Source organism: Bacillus cereus ATCC 14579, assembly GCF_000007825.1.
Taxonomy (GTDB): domain Bacteria; phylum Bacillota; class Bacilli; order Bacillales; family Bacillaceae_G; genus Bacillus_A; species Bacillus_A cereus.
This window is the reverse complement of sequence record NC_004722.1, coordinates 3448937-3472030: the sequence shown is the minus strand read 5'-3', so window position 1 is coordinate 3472030 and position 23094 is coordinate 3448937. Positions and strand designations below refer to the sequence as shown.

The following is a 23094-nucleotide window of genomic DNA, read 5'->3' as shown; positions in this document are numbered from 1 at the left end:
AGATGTATTTTTAGTTGCTGAAATAAATAGATTTATTTTTAAATAAGGAAAGTATCAGTCTTAATTGTGATGAGGGGAGGGGTATTTAAAATAATTTTTTATTGTTGTTGTATCAATTTGATCAGCAAATAAAGAGGAGGAAGGTTTTTGAAAAGTATTATGAAGGGTATGACATGTCTTATTCAATTGTTCAATATAAGGAATGTATATATAATCTAAAACTGCTGGAGGTAATTCTAAAGTTTCGTGTTTCCATAAATCGAACTCATTTGGATTAATAATTTGCATACTTCCAAAATGAAAAGCTATTAATTCATCTTGATCAATAAAAACTTTATTATCTGTTTTGGATATAGAACTGCTATTTAAAATGACATTCCAAGGTGCTGCATCAATACCTCTATGAGTCATGATTTTTATATTAGAAAAGATGTTAGGAATGTGATTTAAATATTTTTGATCACCCCATCTATCCATTTCAACATCATAATGATTATTACAATATTCTAGGCATTTATCTTTCCACCATGTTAAAATTTCTTTACTATTTTGATCGTTTTTGAAGCCTACTAAACCAGCTTGGTATATACCGTGTATGCTTTCAATTTCAGTAGAGCTTCTTTGAGGGCAAAGGAATACAGAGTATTTCCACCACTCATCAAGAATGATATTAGGTGCTGTAAAGAAATACATATCAGCATCACAATATATAATGTGATCAACTTCCGGATAAAGACTAAGGACATGTAGACATAGGGGCGCTTTTAATGTCCAACAATACTCTTGTAAACTTCTATCATTTTTTATACTGAGGAGTTCATGATTTTCAATTTCTTTTACCGGAATTAGTATGGCGTGCTTTAATTTTAATTTCTCTAATATTTGATAAGTTAGATCATCCATACAACAGATCCATACAGTAAATTTAGCGTTGAAATTTTCTAAGGAATAATAAGAGGTCAATCCTTGAATTAATCGTTCTTTACTTATAATCATGGAAAAGTTCATAAAATGATTGGATTGATTCATTTTTCTTCTTAATTGTGAATCTTTATATAAAGTTTGAGCTTTATTTATATCTTTTTTACTTAAAAATTGTTTAGTATCTTTATTGAATTTATCCTTTAATTGCTTTAAAACAAATTGAATTCTCTCTAAATACGGAGTGTAAATATGGTTTAATATATTATTGGGTATTGAAATTTCTCCCAAAGACCAAAGATCAAAATCATTTTCAGTAAAGATAGTAATACATGCAAAATGGTAAACAACTAGTTTGTCGTTTTCAATAAATATATCATTTTTAGTCTTGTCAATTTTATAATCGTTATTATATATACAGTTCCAAGGCGCAGCATTTATACCTAAGTTATTTGAAATTTTTACTTTTGGAAAATATATAGGGATATAATCTAAATACTTTTGGTCTCCAAATTTCCCCTCTTCAGCCTCGGCACTGCACCAATCTATACATTTATTTTTCCACCATCTTACACTTTTTAGTCCATAGAGATCATTCTTAAATCCAATTAGACCAGCCTGATATTTTCCGTACATTTTTTCTACCCAATCACGATCTCTTTGGGGGGTTAGGAAGATAGAATGGTCACCCCATTCCTCAAAAATAATATTAGGGTCAGAGAAAAAGCATAAATCACCATCACAATATAGAATAGATGGTAAATCATAATTGACCAATAAATATTCTATCAAGACAGATTTTAAAGTCCAACAATATTCATTTACTTTTCTTTTTCTCTTAATTGCTTTTAGTTCACGATCTTCTAATTCTTCAACTTGTAAAAGGTTTACATTAATTAAACTCATTTCTTTTAATAGTGAATATGCAAAAGGATCTATACAACAAATCCACAATGTGAATTTTTCTGAGTACTGCATTAATGATTGCTGTAAAGCAATAATTTTCAAGACATACTCACTACCTACAATGACGCAGAAATGATTATTTAGATTATGTTGTTGATTATAGAATTGGGGATTAATTCTTTTTTGAGTATTTTTTTTGGAGAGATTTGAAGCTTTAATTCCTGTTGAAAGTGGGTTAACTATTTTCTCATTAGAGGGGATGTACAATCGAGGTAAACTTATTTTTTTATCATTAGAGTTCAATGCTTATTCAGTCCTCTCCACTAAAATTTATTTGGATTCCAACTTTCATTTACAGTTTTTAAATCTTTAGGTGTATCGACACTAGCCCAAAAGTCATTGTGTTCATAGACGGCGAGCTCATTGTCTTTTATTAAATTTCGAAGAGGATCTTCTTCTAGAACACAATCATCATTATTACTTAAATAATTGAATATTTCTTTGTTAAATACAAAAAAACCGCCATTAATTACTTCATCAAGTAATGGTTTTTCTTTAAAATCAATAGCAATTCCATCTTCGACCGCCAATAGGCCGTATTGACTATTTTTTTTAATTCCAGTTAATGTAGCAATTTTTCCTTTTTCTTTATGGAATGCTATTAGTTGATCAATATCTATATTGGCTAATCCGTCACCATAAGTTAATAAAAAGGTTTCACCCTGTACAAAGGATTCAAGTTTTTTTAGTCTTGCCCCGGTCATTGTATCAATTCCTGTATCTATAAAGTGTATATTCCAATTTTCTAATTTCTGAAGTAGCGTATATTGACTGGTTTTAAAATTCAAACTAAAGTCATTCTCTTTCCAGCTAAAGTCCATAAAATATTCCTTAATTTTCTCACCTTTATATCCTAAGGGTAAAATGAAATCAGAATGTCCATATTTTCTATACCAATTCATTATATGCAAGAGGAGAGGCTTTCCTTGAACTCGAACTAATGGTTTGGGAATGTCCTCTAAAATTCCTTGCATCCGAAGCCCTTTTCCGCCACACAAAATTATGACTTTCATAGATTTATTTCCTTCCTCTCTATATATTTTACTAATTTAAACTATGTAGTTTGTTTGGTAAATGTATACACGGTTGTACCATAATGACAATCAACTAAAAAAAATATGTTAGATTTATAATTCAGATGCTGATTAAACGTGGAGAATACACACTGTAGTTTATCATTAATTATATGTAAATTAGGTTCTTTTAAAATCTATGCTTTAGTTTATTTAATATTAATGAAAGAAATTGCTTGTTCTTAAGATAAAAGAAGGGGAAGGAAATCAAGGGAATTGAAGAAGCTTATAATGAAATATCCAAGAAGACAAAATATAAGATAAAGTATGGAAGTAAGTAGTCGTGAATGCACTACATAAGCAGAATATGCTGATCGCATAAATGATTATACAGAAATCAATAGAAGAATAACAAAGGGAATTAGCCATTTAAAGGAAAATGGAACAACTATTTTTACATTTTATAAATTCAAAAAAGAGCACCGCATAAAGGTGCTCTAGTGATGGAACTAATTTTGTAAAGAACTATTTATTCAATAAAGAAGGACTTACGAATTATTATATGAACGTTTTGTTAATTAAGTGTGTATCAATTAGACAGGAATTTTATTTTTCTACACCTATTTGATTTTACGGGCCAAATCATGTTAAAAGTAAGAAGAAAATTATTAAGTTAATGTTATTTTGTTTAAAATAACATCCCAATCGGAATCATCACCTTCCCATCTATCCTGATAACGTGGGAGTTCAATTGAACAAACCCTCGATATTCCCCAATTTTGTTCAACAATATTAGATATACCCTCCTTGAAATTAACAATAAGAATATTAAAATCCTTATTTGTAATTTTAGATAATACGTTTTGTAATTCAACCGCTTCATCTCGATTTCCCCAAATTCTAATGAATAAAATGGATTCACTACTATTTATTTTTTCAAGGAATCGATTAATTCTAGTGTCTAATTTAGCTTTAAAAGAAGGATAGGTTGATTTCAAATCCTTTTCGGAATTAATAGGAAAATCATGCATTGAAAAACAATTATAATAAGTGTCCTTTATACAGTAGGTAATTCGTTCTGCCCATTTAATTTGATTATCAAATTCTGATTCAATAAGACCGTAACTTTCTGAACCTTCTATAACCATATTTTCCAACTTCATGAATTTTTTAAATCGATTTTGAAGTAATTTGTTTACATCTGAAAGTGATGGATAATAAAACCAATCTAAAGGTCCAGAAAATGTTCTTAAATTGTGTCTTTTGATTTGGTTGGTGACTTGACACAATCCTCCTAAACTTACAATTACGCCATAGGATTTTTGTATATCTTCTAGGTTCATCCTCATCATCCTTTATAAAAGTAATTTAAATTATCTGTTCAGTATATGATGCAATAACATATTGATGTGGACCTATATATCACAGTACATAGAGCTAAGACATTTGTATAAATTTAAAAAGTCAAATACCTAAGTTGAGGGATTTCATCTTTGACGTTATATCATGGAGTTATTATTGGAATGAAAGCTGGTAGGGATATTGCGCCAGAGTTATATATTCTCCAGTAACTTAATTTAGAAACCTGTTCTTGATTACTGTAGTAAAATTGTTGTTCTTTTAAAAGAATCCTTAGATAAAAAAGAAAAATCTATTGGCTAGCATTTAACCAGTAGATTTTTCTTTTCATCTTCATAGTTTTCCTGCCTCTCTTAAAGTTATGATATATAATCTTTTAAAGACTGACACGGTGCATTTTTTTTCATAATGCACGCAAAAAAATCAGTTTAAGAATTATGTGAAATCGTGTCAAAAAATTAAAGGTAATTATATATGTATTTAAGATGATATCCATCTGCGTGTATTTTTTTTAAATTTTAGATAAATGCAATGATAATGGCTTCTTAAGAATTAATTTAGCACCTTGTTTATTTAGAAAAGCCCTATAAACCATTTAGTTCATAGTAAAAGTAATATATTTGATATTAAATGTCTTGCATAATGCGATAAAATTTCACAATTTTTTATCAATATATACAGAAAAAGGTAACGAAACTTAAGCGATATTTAATACTTTTCATATTTGTGAAGTATGTGAATTTGTTTATTTTAACATCTAAGATGTTAGATGTTGTTTTTTAAACATTACTTATCCGGATTCATGAAAAGTATTTTAATGCATTATTTTTATTTTATATAATAATATTTAGTTTTAATATTAAAACTAAAATATGGAAGTAACATAGGGGATTTACGCATATAGTAATGTTGATGGTGAAATTAACGAAATTTTCATTTAAATCAGATAAAACTATGATGTTTTTAACTTATAATCATGTTACTACGATGAAAAAATGGCTACTAATTAGTTAATTTAAAAATCAATTTTAGATAGGAAGAGGATAATGAAGACCAGAGATAGTTATAAAATTATTGTAATTGGTGCTGGGACAGCAGGACTATCTTCTACTGCACATTTATTACGAAATGTACCCCTATTGAAAGAAAGTATAGCAATTATTGATCCATCAAAAAAACATTACTTTCAGCCACTATGGAGTTTAGTGGGGGGAGGAATTGTTTCAAAGGAAAGTACGATGCGTAATCAGGAATTGCTTATTCCAAAAGGGGCAACGTGGATCCCTAAAAGTGTTGTTGAGTTATTTCCATCTGAAAATAAGATACTTTTAGATGACGGACTGCTACTTGAGTATGAAATTCTTATTGTAGCAGCTGGTATCCAAATAAATTGGGACAGTATTAAAGGCTTAAAAGAGTCTATTGGCACTAATGGGGTATGTAGCAATTATTCTTATACATATGTTGATTCTACTTGGAGAGAAATCGAAAAATTTAAAGGAGGAAATGCGCTTTTTACCCACCCTAATACTCCTATTAAATGCGGTGGTGCTCCACAAAAAATTATGTACTTAGCAGAGGAGTATTTTTGTAATAGTGGTGTAAGAAACAGAAGTAAAGTAATATTTTATTCTGCAAACAATAACATATTTCAGGTTCCACGATATGCAAATACTTTAGAACAAGTACTAGAAAGAAAGCAAATTATAACGAATTATAATAAAAATCTAGTGGAAATTATCGCCGAAAAGAGAGAGGCAATTTTTGAAGATACGCAAACACTAAAAAGAGAAACCGTACCATATAGTATGATACATGTTGTTCCGCCAATGGGGCCACCTAATTTTATTAAAGAGAGTGAGATAAGTGATCATCAGGGGTGGGTAGATATAAGCCCTTATACTTTGCAGCATGTGCAATATAAAAATATTTTTGGACTTGGAGATTGTACCAATTTACCTACCTCTAAAACTGGAGCAGCAATTCGAAAACAAATACCCGTCTTAAAACAAAATATTATGGACGTACTTAGCGGAAGAGATTTACAGGCTAAATATGATGGATATACATCATGTCCGATTGTTACAGGATATAAAAGTCTTATACTTGCTGAATTTAACTATGAACATGAGCCTCAAGAAACGTTTCCATTTAATCAAGCGAAAGAACGGTATAGTATGTTTTTACTTAAAAGATATATGTTGCCATATATGTATTGGAATTTAATGTTGAAAGGGATTCTATAGGAGAAGATAAAAAGTGGTTACAAAAATTGAAAATTAATTTGAAATAACTAATTGGAGGGAATAGCTATGCTTTTAAAATATTTTTATGATGAAAAATTAGCACATGCTTCCTATTTAGTCGGTTGTCAGAAAGAAGGCGTAGCAATCGTTATTGATCCTAGTCGCTATATAGAACAATATATAGAATTTGCTAAGAAAGAGGGGATGGAAGTAATTGCTGCGGCTGAGACTCATATTCATGCTGATTTTCTTTCTGGGTCTAGAGAACTTTCTAATCTTTACCATGTAAATTTATATGTATCTGATGAAGGAGATTGTGATTGGAAATATCAATATCTTAACGAAGGTCGATACAAATTGGTTAGAGAGGGTACAGAGTTTAAAGTAGGTCATATAAAATTTAATGTAATTCACACCCCAGGGCATACGCCTGAAAGTATTTCTTTTTTAGTAACTGATACAAGTCAAAATAATTATACGAATGATAAACCGATAGGAATATTCACAGGTGATTTTATATTTGTAGGAGATATAGGAAGACCGGATTTATTAGAAACTGCAGTCGGTATTAAAGATACTGCAAAAATAGGAGCGAAACAATTATTTGATTCTATACAAAAAATAAAAATACTTCCTGATTATTTGCAAATATGGCCATCACATGGTGCGGGAAGCGCATGTGGAAAAGCATTAGGAGCAATTCCAACTTCTACATTAGGTTATGAAAAGATGTTCAATTGGGCATTTCGGTGTAATGAAGAAAGTGATTTTATATCGCCTTTATTGACGGGACAGCCAGAGCCTCCAAAGTATTTTTCATTAATGAAGAATTTAAATAAGTATGGTCCGCCAATTCGTAAGAAGAGAAAAAGTACTGCTATTAATACAGTAGAAGAACTTCAAGAAATTTTGAAGAGCGTTTATCAAATAGTTGATATAAGGGATGTAGAGAGTTTTGCTGCAGGTCATATCGAGAAGTCAATTAACATACCTTATAACAATTCTTTCACAACTTGGTGTGGATGGTTATTAGATTATAAAAAAGAAACTTTAATAATTCTAGATGAGGAAAAGGTTAAAGTAGAGGCAGTTATTAGAGAATTTGAATCTATTGGGTTAGATAATATTATTGCTTTTGCACCCTTAAAAGTAATACAAAGACTTGATAGATTTGAAAGTTACAAAGAAAAAACATCGATTGAATTATATCCGCATATAAAAGGTGGAAGCGTTAAGGTTATCGATGTGCGTAGTAAAAAAGAGTGGGAGGAAGGACACCTTCATGATGCAATACATATCACTTTAGGTAATCTATTTGAACAACTAGATTATATACCGAAAGATTTTCCAATAGTTTTGCAATGTCGAACCGGATTACGTTCCGCTATAGCAGCTAGTATTTTACAAAGAGCTGGTATAAAGGAAGTAGTGAATTTAAAGGGAGGATTTCTTGCATGGAAAGAAGAAGGGCTTCCTTATACAACATGCAATCTCAATGTGTAGGAAAATATTATATGCTAGGTAAGAATAATTAAAAGAAGTTATAGATGACGTGTTAGAAAAGGGAATCATAATTGTCGCAGATTCAGGAAATACATTAGGATTATTAATTGATTATCCAGTTAAATATGAAAATGTAATATTTGTTTTAGCATTAAATAATTTAACATTGGATCCATCTTTTATGGAATGGCAGAGTTGGAAGTACTTAGGTATTATCAATAAGAACCTAATTTAAAATTCTCTTGGATGCAAGAGAATTTTTTTATTGGGAATAGTAAGGGGGAAGGGAGGTGCATTACATATGGGTAAAAGGTAAAAGTAATAATGCTGGTGAAAAGCAACCAAATTTTGATGATTCATCTAATTTTGCTAAACAAAGCCAACCGACAGAAAAGAAGAAGAAATAAGAACAGGAGCTCTCTTGATAAAGGGAGCTCCTGTTAAAAGTGGACTGACGTTTCAGAATAACATATCGGTGGATTAACCCAATAGCCATAAATACAAGGTTTTAATTTTTCGAAGGGCACCTAATTTAATATTATTGTCCCGCTTTTTTATACTTATTGACGCGTTAAATCCATTTAAAATGCTCCTTAATGGCGTTGGGCGTGACCTTCATTAAAATTTTTTAAACCTAATGGGACTTACCATTAAGAGGGCGAGGATTAAAGTAATCCATGCATTACTATATGAAAACAATGCCATACCAGCCAATGATAATCCTGCAGCTGGAATAGGTAATCCCTTAAAATATCCAATAGTTGGTTTAATACTAAATTTAGCTAATCTTAAAGCACCCATTGTTGGGAATAGGATAAATGCCAAAGAAGTTAAAATAGAAGGTGTTGCTATCGTATGAAATAAAAGCGCAGGAGCGACGCCGAAACTAACAATATCAGCTAAGGAATCCAATTCTACGCCAAACTCACTGTTCACTTTTAATTTTCTTGCAATTCTTCCATCAAGAAAATCTAAAACAGCTGAAAAGAAAATGAGAATGGAGGCTGCTCCTAAATATTCACTCATATTCAAGGTGATTGAGAAAACACCGCACAATAAATTTCCAATCGTAAATAAATTCGGTATAACTTTTACAAGCTGATTAAACAAGTTTGTTCCTCCTAAATTAATTAAACTTCACATTTCTGTAGCAATTTCTATATATTCTTCCGTTATTCTTAAAAATATATGACCACTGTATTACTGTAAGCTAATTAAATTTCGATAAGAGAAAAATTGATTTCTTAAATGTTCCACTGGTTTATAAAAATGTTTAATCATTTTCAGTACGCGTTATTGAATATTAGCACCTGATAGTTGATATTTCGAGTAGTCAGGGATTTTCCGGTTCTGGTGCAAAAAATTCAAGGTAATTAAAAATAATCTCTAAAAAGGAGACATAATGATACTATTATTTTAAAAAGGTTCGTGGTTGGTATCGAATATAAAAAAATAGAATTTTTATACAAAAATCACCCGAAAGGGTGCCTTTTGTACCTCTTAAAATGACTGAAGATGTGTTTACTTGAGTTCATTAGGTAGTTAGAGGTTGATAGACTATCTTTAACGAAAATGTTGAGTAGTTCATCTTCATTATATATCGATTTAATAATGATTGGGGATTTAGAAAGTTCCATGGAAAGTACATATCAACCTGATTGGAAGATTGGAAATTTAATAACTGGTGATACATTTTACTTAACGCAACATTTTGGTGCGCAAATGAAAATTTTTAAAGTCCACACAAATGGTACCCTAGAACGATTCCAAACAATAGAACCAGAATTAAAATAAAATTTTTGTAGCATCAATTAAATTCATTTCTTTTTATGCAAACACACTTTCAGCGGAACTAACTTCTTCACTATTTTGCGCTGGAAAGACTTTATAAAAAATGGTTACGTTTTCTGATCTTGAAATAACCCTCTCAAATTGCAATCCTGCTTTTTCTAAAAGCTTTACTGCATCAACAATAGAAGTAATTGCTACAAAAGTTTTTCAAATAAAATTTATAAAAGCTTGATAGGTAATACCAAGGGAAAAGACCGTAGCTACTATATGTGCAGTCCATTTAGGCATATTTAAATTTAATACGGTATTGTACAACATTCCATATACGATACAAATGATTAATATGAATGCAATGAATTGAAGAACTAATAAAAATAGCGGTTGTTCCATTTATTCTCACTTTCTTTATTTGATATATTAATATAATTTATTTAAATGTGAAAGTTTTATTTCTATGAATTTCCAAAAAATGTGATATGAAAGGCATAGTAGTAATCACAAGAATTACTGCAAAACTATAATGTAACTAAAAGTATTATTACGAGATCAGTAAAGTAGTAAAAAAGGTCGCCATTCAAGGCGACCTTCTTTACTATGCGTTATACCCAAATAATTTTAAATCTTCTCCTGAATCTGAAATGATTTTCTCAAATCGTAATCCTACTTTTTCTAAAAGCTTTCCTGAGGCAATGTTATCTATAGAAGTAATTGCTACAATTCGTTTCATGCCGAGCTTTTGTACACCGTATTCGATTATCGCAGAAGCTGACTCGTAGCCATATCCTTTTGAACGGAATGTTTCTAAAAAGGCAAATCCGATATCAACGTCTTCTAATGAATCTCTTTTAATAAGGCCACACATACCAAGTGGAGTGAGATCTTCTTTTCGTTCTACTAAGTAAAGGCCAAATCTGAGTTTGTTATACATATCGATGGGACCGTTTACAATATAATTTTTTGCATCTTCTAAGTTTCTAACTCCTTTGTCACCGATAAACTGAATCCATGCAGGATCGTTTACTAACTCAAGAATAAAAGGAGCGTCTTTTATATCAAACCAACGAAGGTTAAGACGTTCGGTTTCAAGAACTATCAATTATTACACCACCTTTAAAAAGTTATAACAATTAGTATGGATTGTGTAAAACAAAAGTGCAACATATTTTAAAGGAGCTTTGTTTGTTCACATAAAGTTCGTTTGTTTTGTATAGAGAGATATTTTATAATTAGGATTGATTGTAAAGAGTGAGATGCTTATACAATGACTCCTAGGTGACTAGGAGTTTTTACTATATAACTATCATTATTACTAAATATGACACACTACACATTCTACTCAAGGAGGTACATAATGAAGAAATTATATAATGCATCGTTTACGTATTTGATTATCGGTTTATTATCAGGGATTTTCGCTAGGGAGTATGGTAAGTATAAAGGGATTTTAGGATCTACTTTGTTAAATCTTTTGCATACACATACACTTGTACTTGGCTTTTTCTTCTTTTTAATTGCTTTAGGATTAGCAAAAGTATTCGCGTTTCATGAAGTGCAAGGGTTTAATAAGTGGTTTGTTTTACATAACATTGCATTAACATTAATGTTAGGTTCGCTAGCAGCGAGAGGGCTTCTTCAGTTAAATGGAGCTGACTTTAAAGGGTTAACTTATATTGTAGGATTTTCTCATTCGTTGATGGCAGTTACTTTAATTTGGTTTATGTTGTTAATAAAGAAATCGTTTAAAATGTAGTGGGAAAGAACTTGTAGCGTGTGCTGCAGGTTCTTTTTTGTATGTTTAGGTTTAAAAATCTAATTTTTCTAATTATTTTGTATAAAGATGGTATACTTGTTTTAAATTTAAAAAGGAGAGTTGATTATGGAAATAACAATTGAACATGTAGTAAATGAATTAAAAGGCATACTTCCTGAAGATCGAGTAGTAATAAATATGACAGTACGAGAGTTACATAGTAAAGATGAATCTTACCATGTTAGTAGTTTACCTGATGTAGTTGTTTTTCCAAAAACGACCGAAGAAGTTAGCACGATAATGAAAATAGCGAGTCAGCACGGAACAGCTGTCGTTCCATTTGGAGTAGGGTCCAGTTTAGAGGGACATGTAATTCCTTACGAAAAAGGAATTACAATGGACTTTTCTCTTATGAACAAAATACTTGAAATAAGAGAAAAGGATTTTCTTGTGAGAGTACAGCCAGGGGTGACGCGCTCTCAGCTTAATAAAGAATTGAAAAAGTATGGATTATTTTTTAGTGTAGACCCAGGAGCTGATGCAACGTTAGGAGGAATGGCTGCTACAAATGCGAGCGGAACGACAGCGGTAAAGTATGGGGTAATGCGTGATCAAGTCCGAGATTTAGAAGTCGTTCTTGCTGATGGAGAAGTAATACATACCGGGAATTTAGCGGCGAAGTCATCATCAGGTTATCATTTAAATGGTATTTTCGTAGGCTCAGAAGGAACACTTGGATGTTTCACGGAGTTAACTTTAAAAGTATACGGTATACCAGAACATGTTATGGCTGCGAGGGCATCGTTTCCAACTATAAATGATGCAGTAGAAGCTGTAATTAACATATTACAGGCAGGTATTCCAATCGCGAGAATTGAACTCGTTGATGAATTATCTATGAAACAAGTAAATCATTACAATGAAACAAGTTACAGAGAAGAACCGACACTGTTTTTAGAGTTTCACGGCAATGAAGCAGGGTTAAAGCAAGATATTGAATTTACGAAAGAAATCGTTCTTGATCATAAATGTATAGAAATTGCGTTTGAGATGGAAACAGCAGCGAGAAATAAACTGTGGGATGCAAGACATAATTTAGCGTACTCTTACGTGCATAGTTATCCTGGTAAAAAGCTAATGAGTACAGACGTATGTGTGCCAATTTCGGAATTAGCTGGAGCGATTCAACATGCGAAAGAGGTATTAGATAAAGTAGGGCTTATTGGCGGTATTCTCGGTCATGTTGGGGATGGGAATTTCCATGTACTCTTAATGATTGATACAAATGATAGAGAGGAAGTGAAGAAGGCAGACGAAATAAATGAAAGTATCGTTCAGTATGCTCTTAAACGAGGAGGAACGTGTACAGGAGAACATGGCGTTGGAATCGGAAAACGAAAGTATCAAGAAGAAGAGCATGGGGCAGCATTATTTGTAATGGAGAAAATAAAGAAAGCTCTTGATCCGCAAAATATTTTGAATCCGAATAAGGTGTTTCAATTAAAAGATAGGGGCTGAGTGGATGAAAGTACTAGAAGCGATAAGTAATGTAGCTGGAATGTATTTTGCATTTTGGACCGGCTGCTGCACTCCCAAGTGTATTAGCGGCAGTATGGCATAACATTGCAGGGCCAATATTAGCAACCATCTGGTCAAAAAATGCAAAAAATGAAAAGAATACTTTTAGCGATGAAAATGTATTAATAAATATAGAAAAATAGGAATGATAAATAATGCAAAAACGTATTGTACATTTTGAAGGAATGGTTGTATTTTTAGCCACGATTTATATGTATTCGATATATGAGTTTAGTTGGATTATATTTTTTGTATTCCTTTTAGCGCCGGATCTATCAATGTTAGCATATGGGATTAATAATCACGTTGGTGCGAAAATATATAATGTATGTCACACATATATCATATCCATATTAATTGTTCTAATAGGTGTCTATTTTAAGATAGATACCGTTATAATGATTGGCTTAATATGGACAGCACATATTGGAATGGATCGAATGTTTGGATATGGATTGAAATATGAGACGGGTTTTAAGGATACTCATATTCAGAGGTTATAAGAAAAAGTATTCATATTTACAGCGGATTTATTAAAATATTGAACGAAATTCAGTGAATGAATTTCGTTCAATTGTTGAGAAATATATATATAGATAGATATAAAAAATCGAATTATGTTATTTTTATGATGATTAAAAGAAGGAGAGTGGATTTGATGAATATACAAATCACTGGCAATGAATTAATTACTAAGATGCTGAATGATTGGTATCGAGATATTAGAGCTCAACGTATAAGTGAAGCAAAAAAATTAAAAGGGGAGATCGATAAAAAGCTTTATATTATCGAATCAGATGTAAAGGTTTCATTTCACTATTATCTGTTAGAATTTCGATATAAAGTGTTAATAGATGGTTTAGGTAATTTGAAAAAAGCTTTTGATAAAATAGATGCATTGCCTAAACCAAATGATGAATATTCTAATTATTATTATTATTTATTCAAAGCCATTCATTATACAATTCTTACTAATTATAGTGAAGCTAGCAACTATTTTGAAAAAGCTGAAGGGTTATTAGAGCATATTTCAGATGAAATTGAATATGCAGAGTTTAATTATAGAGTTGCTATATTAAAATACCACTTGCATTACGCATATTCAGCTATTGAATACGCTTCAAAAGCAAGAGATATCTTTGTTAAACAAGCAGGGTATGAAGTGAACATAGCGCTGTGCGAAAATATATTAGGATTATCTTTTTCGGAATTAAAGCAGCATGATAAAGGTGAGGAATATATTGCGTCAGCAATAAACATTTTACAAAAAAATGATGCTGAAATGTTAGTATTAAGAATCAGACATAATTTAGGTTTATTGTATGCGAGTCAAAATCTTTCAGTTTTAGCAATTAGACACTTATCTGAGGTTTCTAAAAAAATGCCTACTCATTATAAGGCAATCTTTTTAGAGGCAAGAGAATATTATAAATTAGGTGAAATAGAAAAAGCGAAGGAATTAATTGAAAGTGGATTGAAGGTTTGTGAGGAATTAAAAAATGATGAATATAGATATCACTTTTTAATTCTAAAGGGATTTTGTCAGCATTTAGAGGTAGAAAAAATAGAAAAAATTATTCTCGAAGGTTTTTCTTACTTTGAAAGAAAAAATTTATCGGAGTATATTCACGAATATACTGAAAGTCTGGCATTAGAGTTTCATAAAGTAGGTAATATAGAAAAAGCAGAAAAGTATTTTTTTATGAGTTATGAAATAAAAAAGAGAATACTTGAAAAAGAAGCATTGAAATAAAGAAAAAACTTGGATTATCTATAATGGGAATAGCAGCTGGAGTTATGGGGTTTTATGGTAGAAGGTCTTTGTAATAAATTAGCTCAAAGTGGATATGGTGGAACGTTTATAATTATAAAACCTAATGAAAATCCATATGCTGTCTCTGAAGATACAACGATGCCTGCAAAACAAATCTTCTATTGAACGTGGGTAATTAAACAAGTCACAAATTATAATTTGTGACTTGTTTAAGGTTGGATACTAAATGTGTTGCTTTCAATATTGAAAGCAACTTTTAAGTTTGTGATTAATAGTTAACTTAATAAATTTTTGGGTTAAAATAAAAACAAATTTTTAATCAAGTGCCACAAAAAGTACGATAAGGGCGATTCGTCGGTGCAGGCGGAGCGCAGTATTCTTCTTGATCTGTAGAATACGCATAAGGGTTTGATAAAGCTTCAAGAAGTTTCTCCATTACGCTATAGTCGTCATTTGTAACAGCTGCTTCTAATGCTTCTTCTACACGGTGGTTCCTCGGGATGATTGATGGGTTATTATTTTTCATCATCTCGTAGGCGTTTTCTTTCGATTGTTCTTGTCTGTCTAATCGAGATTGCCACAGTTTGTACCATTCTTTAAATTCAGGACTTTCAAATAGAGCTGTATTTTCGATAGCATCAAGAGTTAATGAACGGAATGTATTTGTGTAATCCGCTTTATATTTCTCCATCATTTTTAAAAGTTGCTCAATAAGTGAGTGATCTTGTTCTTCGTTGCTAAATAGTCCTAATTTCTTTTTCATTCCAAGGAACCACTGTTTTTCATACTGTACGCTAAATTTCGAAATTTCGTCTTGAGCGATTTTTAATGCTTCTTCTTCATCTTCGTGCAGAATTGGTATTAAAGATTCAGCTAGTCGTGCGAGATCCCATGCGGCCATATATGGTTGATTTCCATATGCATAACGACCTTGTGTGTCAATAGAGCTAAATACAGTTCCTTGGTCGTAATTGTCCATAAATGCACAAGGACCGTAATCAATTGTTTCGCCACTGATCGTTATATTGTCAGTGTTCATTACGCCGTGAATAAATCCAGCAAGTTGCCATTTTGCGATAAGACTGGCTTGTCTTTTAATGACTTCTTGTAGTAATGCAGTATATCGGTTTTCATGAGATTCAATTTCTGGGTAATGCCTTTTTATCGTATAGTCAGCTAGTGATTTCAGGTCCTCTATTGAACCACGAGCTGCAGCATATTGAAATGTACCGACGCGAATATGGCTACTAGCTACTCTAGTTAAAATTGCTCCAGGTAACTTTGTTTCACGATAGGTTGGTTCACCGGTTGTGACAACTGCTAAACTGCGGGTAGTTGGAATATCGAGTGCATACATTGCTTCGCTAATAATATATTCACGTAGCATCGGACCGAGTGCAGCACGGCCATCTCCTCGGCGTGAATAGGGAGTAGGCCCAGAACCTTTCAGTTGAATATCGAAACGCTCACCTGAAGGAGTAATTTGTTCGCCAATTAAAAGAGCACGACCGTCGCCTAACATATTAAAATGTCCGAATTGATGGCCAGCATATGCTTGAGCTAATGGATGAGCTCCTTCTGGAAGTCCATTGCCAGCGAAAATGGCAATTTCAGCTTCCTTTTTCAGTTCTTCAGGGGTTAAGCCAAGAGATATCGCTAATGAATGGTTTAGTTTAACTAACTCCGGTGAACTTACGGGAGTAGGGGGGATTTCTGTATAAAATGATTGTGGTAAAGTCGTATAACTATTATCTAAATTCCAACCTGTTTCATTATTTTTAGTCATTGTATCTCCTCCTTTTTGTATTTTAAATTATGTATTTGTACGTATGTATTCTTTGTAAAGTTAACTAAAAGTATAATATAATATTTCCCCTTGCAATCTATTGTAAGGACTTCATTGCACTATGTCTATTTAACAGCAAATTTAAAACCTCCATTTTAAGAAAATGGAGGTTTTATTATTATTTAATTTTTACAATTATTTTTCCTTTTGCTCTTCCAGCCTCGGAATATTCCATTGCTTTTTGCGCATCTTCAAAAGGGAAAACTCGATCGATTACCGGTTTGATTTCACCAGCTTCAATATAGTTTGCAATAGTACGTAATTGATCCCCACTTGGCTTCATAAATAAAAATGAATATTGAGCATTATGCTTTTTTTCAAGTGCAGTAAGTTTTTTGCTGGCTAATGAAAATAAGAGAGTTTTAAAGAATCCTGAACCAAATTCTTTACCGAAGCGAGCATTCGGCATGCCTGAAACGGAAACAATGTTTCCTCCCCTTTTTATAATATTGAATGATTTTTCAAGTGTTGCACCGCCGATTGTATCAAATACGGCATCATAATTTTTTAGTATATCTTCAAATTTCTCTGTTTTGTAATTAATAATTTCATCTGCGCCAAGAGACGTTACTAAATTCGCACCAGCTTCACTAGCAGTCGTTGTAACAATGGCACCCATTATTTTTGCTAGCTGAATAGCGAAAGTACCAACACCACCGGATCCGGCGTGAATTAAAATCTTTTGTCCTTTTTGTAATTGCATGATGTCATGTAATGCTTGATATGATGTTAAGCCAACGAGTGGAATCGAAGCAGCTTCCTCAAAACTTAAATTTTTCGGTTTTAAAGCTATATCATCTTCATGAATGGCTATATACTCCGCGAAAGTACCAATCTTATTTTTTCTTGGACGAGCATATATTTCATCACCAACTTTAAAACGAGTTACTTTTGATCCAACCTTCGTGATGACACCGGCAAAGTCGTTACCAAGGATTAGGGGCATTTCATATTTCAGTAACATTTTTACTTTTCCGTCGCGTATTTTAAAATCAATTGGGTTAATGCTAGCTGCATGAATTTCTGCGAGCACTTCATACTCATTTATTTCAGGAGTAGGTACCTCTGCCATACGCATTGGGACTTTTCCATATCTATCAATTATCATTGCTTTCATTTCTTATACCTCCAAGTTTTAATAAAAGTTTTGCAATAGCTTTTCAATATCTAATACAAGATTTTTTAATAAACCTAATTTTGTACGTATATCAATATAATAAAAATTCTTTGTACCTTCTTTTCTCATTAAAATAATGCCAGCTTCTCGTAAAATCTTAAGGTGATGTGATACTGCTGGACGGGAAAGGTGTGTTTGCTTCGTGATTTCTCCTACACGTAATCCTGTTTGACATTCCGTTTCCATTAGCACTAATAAAATAGCTTGACGCGTTTCATCACCAATTGCCAATAATACTTTTTGAGAATCAATAAAATCTTTTTTTATAATATTTAATTGTTCTTGTTTATTCATTTCAATCACTTTGCCTCCAGGTAATTAGTCGAAAGGTTTAAGATGATGAACCATTACTTCGATACGGTAATGCTACATGATTGTTGTATGAGGTGCAATATTGAGAAAGAAAATCGAGACGAATGAATTTTTTATTGTTGAAAATTATAGGGAGATAGAAAAGGGATTGGAAGGACTACATAACACAATAGATGAGGTTTTAAAAACAAAAAATGATGTAACAATAAAATAAGCGGTCGTAACCTTGTATAATCCATAAGGTTACGACCGCTTATAATGTTTGTATTATTTTTGAATTTTACGATAGAACATGGTTCAACGTAAAGTACGTTCTTTTGTTTTACACTTTCATACAGACACAATTCAGGTGGATTATAGATGTATGAAAAGGTAAAAGGAATTTTGGGGCGTAATCTATCTATATGATAATTCAAAATGAAATATAAGTCTATATTTTAATGTTTTTTTTGATTATATTTATGTCACTGAGCTCAGAACAATGATTTGGAGGGGAAATATATGAAATCGAATTATGTACCAGTTTTAATTGTTGGAGGGGGATTATCTGGGTTAGCGTCTGCGTTATTTCTTGCAAAACATAACATTGAGCACTTACTTATTGAAAGGCATCCGTCTACTGCCATTCATCCGAAAGCAGGCGGTCTTACTTTACGTACAATGGAGTTATTTCGAGAATTAGGCTTGGAAAAAAGAATTAAATTGGCAGGTAAAGCATTAGAGAACTGCCGAGGAAGAATAGCGGTTCATACAATAGCTGAGGCGAATAAAGAAGAATTGGAACAAATGAGAGCGACACAATACGGAAACGATGAAGAGTTACTTCAAAAAATAGAAAAGATTAGTCCATCAAAACAAACTGCATGTTATCAAATTATTTTAGAAGAGATGATGTTACAAGAAGCGAAAACATTAGGCGGGCAACTATCTTTTTATCATGAATTAGTTTCATTTGAACAAAATGAAAACGGGGTAAAAGCAAAGATTCGAAATCGTGAAACAGAAAAAGAAAGTGTCATACATTGTGACTATGTAATTGCAGCAGATGGAGCGAAAAGTAAAATACGTGAGCAGTTAGGGATTAAAACTGAGGGGCGTGGAACCATTGGTGGCTATTATATGAATATTTATTTTGAAGCTGATTTAAGAGAGTTTATACAAGGAGACGCATTCGGTTTTTCGATGGTACTTCATCCGGAGGTTCTTGGTGCACTGATCCCAGTAGATAACGTAAAAAAATGGATTTACCATGTAGCCTACGATCCATTAAAAGGAGAGGGACCAGAGGATTTCACGATGGAACGTTGTAAACAAATTATTGAAATAGCAATTGGAAGTACAAATGTTGAGTCAGAAATATTAAGTGTTTTACCGTGGGAAGCGGTCGAAAGTACAGCAATGAAATTTCAAGGAAATCGAGTCTTTCTAGTTGGAGATGCAGCACATATTATGCTGCCAACAGGCGGATTTGGTTCAAATACAGGAATACAAGATGCGCATAACTTAGCTTGGAAATTAGCGGCTGTTATAAAAGGGAAGGCAAAACCAAAATTGTTAGAAACATATCATGAAGAGAGACACTCTGTTGCAAAATTAACGACAGCTTATGCAAGTAGTTTACTGTTTCGTGCTGCGAATAGAGAGGAAGGCAGTTTGAATAATATGGATGGTTTAGCTGTTACAGTTGGATATCAGTATTGTTCAGAGGCAATTATAGATGATTCAGTCACTCCACATAGAATGGATAGCATAGAGTTGAACGGAAGACCTGGAACGCGCGCGCCACATTTATGGGGAACGTATGAACGGGAAGAAAGTTTCTACATTAGACTTATTCGGTAACAGTTTTGTATTACTTACAGGAGTAGAAAATAGTTCTTGGGCTGAGGCAGCACATACTGTTTCAGCTAAATTAGGAATAAATATAAAAGGGTATCGTGTTGGCTTAAGTGGAGACTTTATTGCTCCAGAAGATATTTTTAGCAAATTATATGGTATAGAGAATGGAGGTGCTGTATTAATTAGACCAGATGGCTTTATAGGATGGCGTTCAGAAAAAGCGGTAGTAAATCCAGATATAGTATTGGACGAGGTAATGGGAAATTTATTATGTGATTTTTAAGTAACTACGGAAATATTGTTTTATGTGCTTCACTGCACTGAAAAAAATATTCACAAATTTCAATAGGTTTGATATGATTAAATTCGACAAGTTAATAGAGGCCGGAGATATTTGAGAAAAGCCATAAATTTATTTAGGGATACAGGAGTGTAGCCTAAATAATTTATGGCTTTTTTTATTGAATGAACCGTACAAAATAGGGAGTTACATGTGAAAAGGAGGGCTATAGAAATTAAATAGGATAATACTAGTTTTCTATATTAATAATATAGAAAACATTTGTAAGATTGGAATTTTAATATAGGTTTATAAAAATAATGAAAGTGTGTCTTCTGTTTCGTGTAAATCTCATTAGCTTGTTGAAATTTGCAACGTAGGAAGGGTTAGAAGAATGAGAAAGATTATTAGCGTTTTAGTTATTTTCTTTATGACTGGAAGTATCTTTGCTGGGGGAGCTGTTCATGCGAAAGCAGAAGGAAAGCATGAATGGAATACGAATAAGTTTTTAAATATTGCACATCGCGGAGCAAGTGGACATGCACCTGAGCATACTTTTGCTTCTTATGATTTAGTGAAAAAAATGAAAGCGGATTATTTAGAGTTAGACATTCAATTAACAAAGGATGGCCAATTAATTGCAATGCATGATACAGCAGTTGATCGCACTACAAATGGAACAGGCGAAGTACGCGATAAAACGTTAAGTGAAATAAAGAGTTTAGATGCTGGATCATGGTTTAATAAAGCGTATCCAGAAAAGGCTAAGCAAGAGTATGTTGGGCAAAAGGTTCCAACTCTTGAAGAAATCTTCCAAAAGTATGGAAGAAGTATGAAGTATTATATTGAAACAAAATCACCAGATGTGTATCCAGGAATGGAAGAGAAATTGTTGGCGTTGTTACAAAAATATAATTTAGTAGGCCAAAACATGTCTTCTAGCCGTGTTATGATTCAATCATTTAGTAAAGATAGTTTGAAAAAGATTCATAGTATGAATGAAAATATTCCGTTAGTTCAATTGCTTTGGTATTATCCAAATGAAAACAATGAAATTGTTGAATGGTCTGGCATTACACATGAACCGAAAAGTGTAACAAATGATGATTTTCAAGAAATTAAAAAGTATGCAGCTGGTATTGGACCAAACTTACGTAATGATAACGGGGAACTAATTATTGATGAGTCATATATGAAAATGGCTAGGAAAAATGGACTGTTAATTCACCCTTATACAATTAATGAGAAACCAGATATGAGACTGTTAATCAAATGGGGTGCTACAGGAATGTTTACAAATTATCCGGATCGATTACATAGTGTATTGAAGGAAAAATAAGTGGAAAAGGGTATACCAGTGTTTTAGGTATACCCTTTTTAATCTAACTCTCCGATAAACAGAATCTCTTTTTCATAGCATTCATCTGCATCATAAATAATTTCTTGAAAGTGAAGCGTTTTGAAGGAATGACAAACTGACATTTCCCATGTCTCCCAAAAATCAATTTCATTTGAAAGAAGAATCCATTTTTGAAATTCACTATCTCTATTAAAGAAATTATGAAAGTAGTCCTCATTTTTAAATATAATGATTTGCGAATCCCACAAATTATTTATAGAAATCAAAACAACAACTCGATATGTATGTGTATCGCTCGGTTTCATATTTATTAAATGATTTGCTTGATTTAATAAGGTTTGAATACATAACCGTTTTACTTTTCTAGGTGTTTTACGAGAGTCAATAAAAGCTTGCGAAACTGGCAATAGCATATTCCAATATTCATTGTTATAGAAAGTAGAAGGGAACGTTTTTGTATGTTCCTCAATTCGCTTTATCATAGTGTTTGTTTTTCGGTTCATACCACGTATTTTCTTTTCACGCATTGTGAGTCATCTCCATAAATTTTTGTAATGCAGCAGAGTGATATATATCTTTTCTAGTAATAAAAGTAGTAGGAACTTTTTTGAAGCTATTTGGTAAAGGATTGAATGATATGTCATGTTTATGACCACTTAAAATAGACTTCATCATAATTGCTATGCCCATACCTGATTTTACACATGCGAGAATCGCTTCAATTGTTCCAAACTCTAATACTCGCTTAGGTGAAATTCCTTCTTCTTGAAGCCAATCTTGTAATAAATTTCTATAATAGCACCCATGACTAAATGCAAGTAAATTCATGTCTCCTATGTCTTTAAAGGAAGATAAAGGCTTTTTGCTAATGAGAACTAATTCTTCTTCACGAAATATATTTGTATGAAGTTCAGCATGCTGAGTAGAGCCAGCTATAAACGCTCCGTCCAGTTTTCGTTCTAGTACAAGCCTAATCAATTGTTCCGTCGTATTTGATTCTAAAATCAATTCGACTTTTGAGTATTTCTCATAATAGGCCGTTAATATAGATGGAAGTCTTACAGCGGTTGTAGATTCTGTACATCCAATTTTTAAAGTGCCTCTTGGTTCGATCCCATTACTTTGAACTGCTTTAACAGATTGATCCATTAAGTAGATAATTTGTTTGGCGTATGTTAATAAAATCTCACCGTTAGAAGTTAAAGTTACACCTTTTCCGTTTCGGTAAAATAAAGGCACACCTAATTCGTTTTCTAGTTGTTTCATACGCATTGTTACGCCAGACTGTACATAGTTTAAATTTTTAGCTGCGTGAGATATGTTTTTTTCTTTCGCAACTTCGTAAAATACAGTTAAATCTTTTATATCCAAGTATCATC

Annotated in this window: 22 protein-coding genes and 1 pseudogene; 12 read left to right on the top strand and 11 right to left on the bottom strand. The window is 32.3% G+C overall.

Annotated elements, in window-relative coordinates; genetic code table 11:
- Nucleotides 1-60: 60 nt before the first annotated feature.
- The 3 genes from BC_RS17520 to BC_RS17510 form a co-directional block, all read right to left on the bottom strand.
- Nucleotides 61-2130 (bottom strand): glycosyl transferase, encoded by a 2070-nt coding sequence (locus tag BC_RS17520; protein ID WP_001087533.1) that lies wholly within the window; start codon nucleotides 2128-2130, stop codon nucleotides 61-63.
- A 20-nt stretch (nucleotides 2131-2150) separates the two neighbouring features.
- Nucleotides 2151-2900, bottom strand: coding sequence for a sugar phosphate nucleotidyltransferase (locus tag BC_RS17515; protein WP_000864434.1), 750 nt, complete (start codon nucleotides 2898-2900; stop codon nucleotides 2151-2153).
- Nucleotides 2901-3568: 668 nt separating this feature from the next.
- A complete protein-coding gene (locus BC_RS17510; protein WP_001047147.1) occupies nucleotides 3569-4243 on the bottom strand; it encodes a papain-like cysteine peptidase in 675 nt (224 codons plus the stop codon).
- 1062 nt (nucleotides 4244-5305) lie between these two features.
- On the opposite strand from BC_RS17510, the gene BC_RS17505 reads away from it, so the two are divergent.
- Together BC_RS17505 and BC_RS17500 are read left to right on the top strand one after the other, a co-directional pair.
- On the top strand, nucleotides 5306-6505 hold the full coding sequence (locus BC_RS17505; RefSeq protein WP_000857310.1) for an FAD/NAD(P)-binding oxidoreductase: 1200 nt from the start codon (nucleotides 5306-5308) through the stop codon (nucleotides 6503-6505).
- A gap of 66 nt (nucleotides 6506-6571) precedes the next feature.
- A complete protein-coding gene (locus tag BC_RS17500; protein WP_000925324.1) occupies nucleotides 6572-8008 on the top strand; it encodes an MBL fold metallo-hydrolase in 1437 nt (478 codons plus the stop codon).
- 618 nt (nucleotides 8009-8626) lie between these two features.
- Here the strand turns inward: BC_RS17500 and pssA are convergent.
- A complete protein-coding gene (gene pssA, locus BC_RS17495) occupies nucleotides 8627-9118 on the bottom strand; it encodes a CDP-diacylglycerol--serine O-phosphatidyltransferase (protein ID WP_000483080.1) in 492 nt (163 codons plus the stop codon).
- Nucleotides 9119-9619: 501 nt separating this feature from the next.
- Between pssA and BC_RS17490 the strand changes: the two genes are divergently transcribed.
- Nucleotides 9620-9802, top strand: a complete 183-nt coding sequence (locus BC_RS17490; protein WP_002000399.1) for a DUF5065 family protein — start codon at nucleotides 9620-9622, stop codon at nucleotides 9800-9802.
- A 204-nt stretch (nucleotides 9803-10006) separates the two neighbouring features.
- Here the strand turns inward: BC_RS17490 and BC_RS17485 are convergent, their stop codons facing one another.
- Together BC_RS17485 and BC_RS17480 are read right to left on the bottom strand one after the other, a co-directional pair.
- A complete protein-coding gene (locus tag BC_RS17485; RefSeq protein WP_000437513.1) occupies nucleotides 10007-10189 on the bottom strand; it encodes a hypothetical protein in 183 nt (60 codons plus the stop codon).
- Nucleotides 10190-10391: 202 nt separating this feature from the next.
- Entirely contained in the window at nucleotides 10392-10895 is a 504-nt protein-coding gene (locus tag BC_RS17480) for a GNAT family N-acetyltransferase (RefSeq protein ID WP_000636204.1), read from the bottom strand.
- 255 nt (nucleotides 10896-11150) lie between these two features.
- On the opposite strand from BC_RS17480, the gene BC_RS17475 reads away from it, so the two are divergent.
- The 6 genes from BC_RS17475 to BC_RS28240 all read left to right on the top strand — a co-directional run bounded on the left by BC_RS17475 (nucleotide 11151) and on the right by BC_RS28240 (nucleotide 15066).
- Nucleotides 11151-11549: a DUF2871 family protein gene (locus BC_RS17475; RefSeq protein ID WP_000737896.1), complete on the top strand. Its 399-nt coding sequence runs from the start codon at nucleotides 11151-11153 to the stop codon at nucleotides 11547-11549.
- Between the two features lie 126 nt (nucleotides 11550-11675).
- The gene (locus BC_RS17470; RefSeq protein WP_000406586.1) at nucleotides 11676-13067 is read left to right on the top strand and encodes an FAD-binding oxidoreductase; all 1392 of its coding nucleotides are present in this window, start codon (nucleotides 11676-11678) and stop codon (nucleotides 13065-13067) included.
- Between the two features lie 47 nt (nucleotides 13068-13114).
- The gene (locus BC_RS17465; RefSeq protein ID WP_000545391.1) at nucleotides 13115-13270 is read left to right on the top strand and encodes a transporter; all 156 of its coding nucleotides are present in this window, start codon (nucleotides 13115-13117) and stop codon (nucleotides 13268-13270) included.
- Between the two features lie 12 nt (nucleotides 13271-13282).
- Nucleotides 13283-13630: a DUF4260 domain-containing protein gene (locus BC_RS17460; protein ID WP_001172064.1), complete on the top strand. Its 348-nt coding sequence runs from the start codon at nucleotides 13283-13285 to the stop codon at nucleotides 13628-13630.
- Between the two features lie 155 nt (nucleotides 13631-13785).
- The gene (locus BC_RS17455) at nucleotides 13786-14880 is read left to right on the top strand and encodes a hypothetical protein (RefSeq protein ID WP_001025508.1); all 1095 of its coding nucleotides are present in this window, start codon (nucleotides 13786-13788) and stop codon (nucleotides 14878-14880) included.
- Nucleotides 14881-14934: 54 nt separating this feature from the next.
- Nucleotides 14935-15066: a hypothetical protein gene (locus BC_RS28240; protein WP_000229167.1), complete on the top strand. Its 132-nt coding sequence runs from the start codon at nucleotides 14935-14937 to the stop codon at nucleotides 15064-15066.
- Between the two features lie 154 nt (nucleotides 15067-15220).
- On the opposite strand, the gene BC_RS17450 is transcribed toward BC_RS28240, so the two are convergent.
- The 3 genes from BC_RS17450 to BC_RS17440 form a co-directional block, all read right to left on the bottom strand.
- Nucleotides 15221-16687, bottom strand: coding sequence for a protein adenylyltransferase SelO (locus BC_RS17450; RefSeq protein ID WP_000164930.1), 1467 nt, complete (start codon nucleotides 16685-16687; stop codon nucleotides 15221-15223).
- Between the two features lie 178 nt (nucleotides 16688-16865).
- Complete coding sequence (locus BC_RS17445) at nucleotides 16866-17864, bottom strand: NADP-dependent oxidoreductase (protein ID WP_000646436.1); 999 nt, start codon at nucleotides 17862-17864, stop codon at nucleotides 16866-16868.
- An 18-nt stretch (nucleotides 17865-17882) separates the two neighbouring features.
- A complete protein-coding gene (locus BC_RS17440; protein ID WP_000571870.1) occupies nucleotides 17883-18227 on the bottom strand; it encodes an ArsR/SmtB family transcription factor in 345 nt (114 codons plus the stop codon).
- Between the two features lie 91 nt (nucleotides 18228-18318).
- On the opposite strand from BC_RS17440, the gene BC_RS28235 reads away from it, so the two are divergent.
- The 3 genes and pseudogenes from BC_RS28235 (at nucleotide 18319) to BC_RS17430 (ending at nucleotide 21694) form a co-directional block, all read left to right on the top strand.
- On the top strand, nucleotides 18319-18450 hold the full coding sequence (locus BC_RS28235; protein WP_001227549.1) for a hypothetical protein: 132 nt from the start codon (nucleotides 18319-18321) through the stop codon (nucleotides 18448-18450).
- Nucleotides 18451-18737: 287 nt separating this feature from the next.
- A pseudogene (locus BC_RS17435) lies at nucleotides 18738-20358 on the top strand (FAD-dependent oxidoreductase).
- A gap of 391 nt (nucleotides 20359-20749) precedes the next feature.
- Nucleotides 20750-21694: a glycerophosphodiester phosphodiesterase gene (locus BC_RS17430; RefSeq protein WP_001226340.1), complete on the top strand. Its 945-nt coding sequence runs from the start codon at nucleotides 20750-20752 to the stop codon at nucleotides 21692-21694.
- 38 nt (nucleotides 21695-21732) lie between these two features.
- Here BC_RS17430 and BC_RS17425 read toward each other — a convergent pair whose 3' ends face one another.
- Both BC_RS17425 and BC_RS17420 read right to left on the bottom strand, forming a co-directional pair.
- On the bottom strand, nucleotides 21733-22242 hold the full coding sequence (locus BC_RS17425) for a DUF3916 domain-containing protein (protein ID WP_001208350.1): 510 nt from the start codon (nucleotides 22240-22242) through the stop codon (nucleotides 21733-21735).
- Nucleotides 22235-23086, bottom strand: coding sequence for a LysR family transcriptional regulator (locus BC_RS17420; RefSeq protein ID WP_000351696.1), 852 nt, complete (start codon nucleotides 23084-23086; stop codon nucleotides 22235-22237). Before BC_RS17420 ends, BC_RS17425 begins: the two co-directional genes overlap by 8 nt.
- Nucleotides 23087-23094 lie beyond the last annotated feature (8 nt).

Excerpts from the sequence above, each read along its gene's own strand:
- BC_RS17515 (WP_000864434.1), bottom strand. The coding sequence starts at position 2,900 with ATGAAAGTCATAATTTTGTGTGGCGGAAAAGGGCTTCGGATGCAAGGA.
- BC_RS17510 (WP_001047147.1), bottom strand. The coding sequence starts at position 4,243 with ATGAACCTAGAAGATATACAAAAATCCTATGGCGTAATTGTAAGTTTA.
- BC_RS17505 (WP_000857310.1), top strand. The coding sequence starts at position 5,306 with ATGAAGACCAGAGATAGTTATAAAATTATTGTAATTGGTGCTGGGACA.
- BC_RS17500 (WP_000925324.1), top strand. The coding sequence starts at position 6,572 with ATGCTTTTAAAATATTTTTATGATGAAAAATTAGCACATGCTTCCTAT.
- BC_RS17490 (WP_002000399.1), top strand. The coding sequence starts at position 9,620 with ATGATTGGGGATTTAGAAAGTTCCATGGAAAGTACATATCAACCTGAT.
- BC_RS17485 (WP_000437513.1), bottom strand. The coding sequence starts at position 10,189 with ATGGAACAACCGCTATTTTTATTAGTTCTTCAATTCATTGCATTCATA.
- BC_RS17475 (WP_000737896.1), top strand. The coding sequence starts at position 11,151 with ATGAAGAAATTATATAATGCATCGTTTACGTATTTGATTATCGGTTTA.
- BC_RS17470 (WP_000406586.1), top strand. The coding sequence starts at position 11,676 with ATGGAAATAACAATTGAACATGTAGTAAATGAATTAAAAGGCATACTT.
- BC_RS17460 (WP_001172064.1), top strand. The coding sequence starts at position 13,283 with ATGCAAAAACGTATTGTACATTTTGAAGGAATGGTTGTATTTTTAGCC.
- BC_RS17455 (WP_001025508.1), top strand. The coding sequence starts at position 13,786 with ATGAATATACAAATCACTGGCAATGAATTAATTACTAAGATGCTGAAT.
- BC_RS28240 (WP_000229167.1), top strand. The coding sequence starts at position 14,935 with ATGGTAGAAGGTCTTTGTAATAAATTAGCTCAAAGTGGATATGGTGGA.
- BC_RS17450 (WP_000164930.1), bottom strand. The coding sequence starts at position 16,687 with ATGACTAAAAATAATGAAACAGGTTGGAATTTAGATAATAGTTATACG.
- BC_RS17445 (WP_000646436.1), bottom strand. The coding sequence starts at position 17,864 with ATGAAAGCAATGATAATTGATAGATATGGAAAAGTCCCAATGCGTATG.
- BC_RS17430 (WP_001226340.1), top strand. The coding sequence starts at position 20,750 with ATGAGAAAGATTATTAGCGTTTTAGTTATTTTCTTTATGACTGGAAGT.
- BC_RS17425 (WP_001208350.1), bottom strand. The coding sequence starts at position 22,242 with ATGCGTGAAAAGAAAATACGTGGTATGAACCGAAAAACAAACACTATG.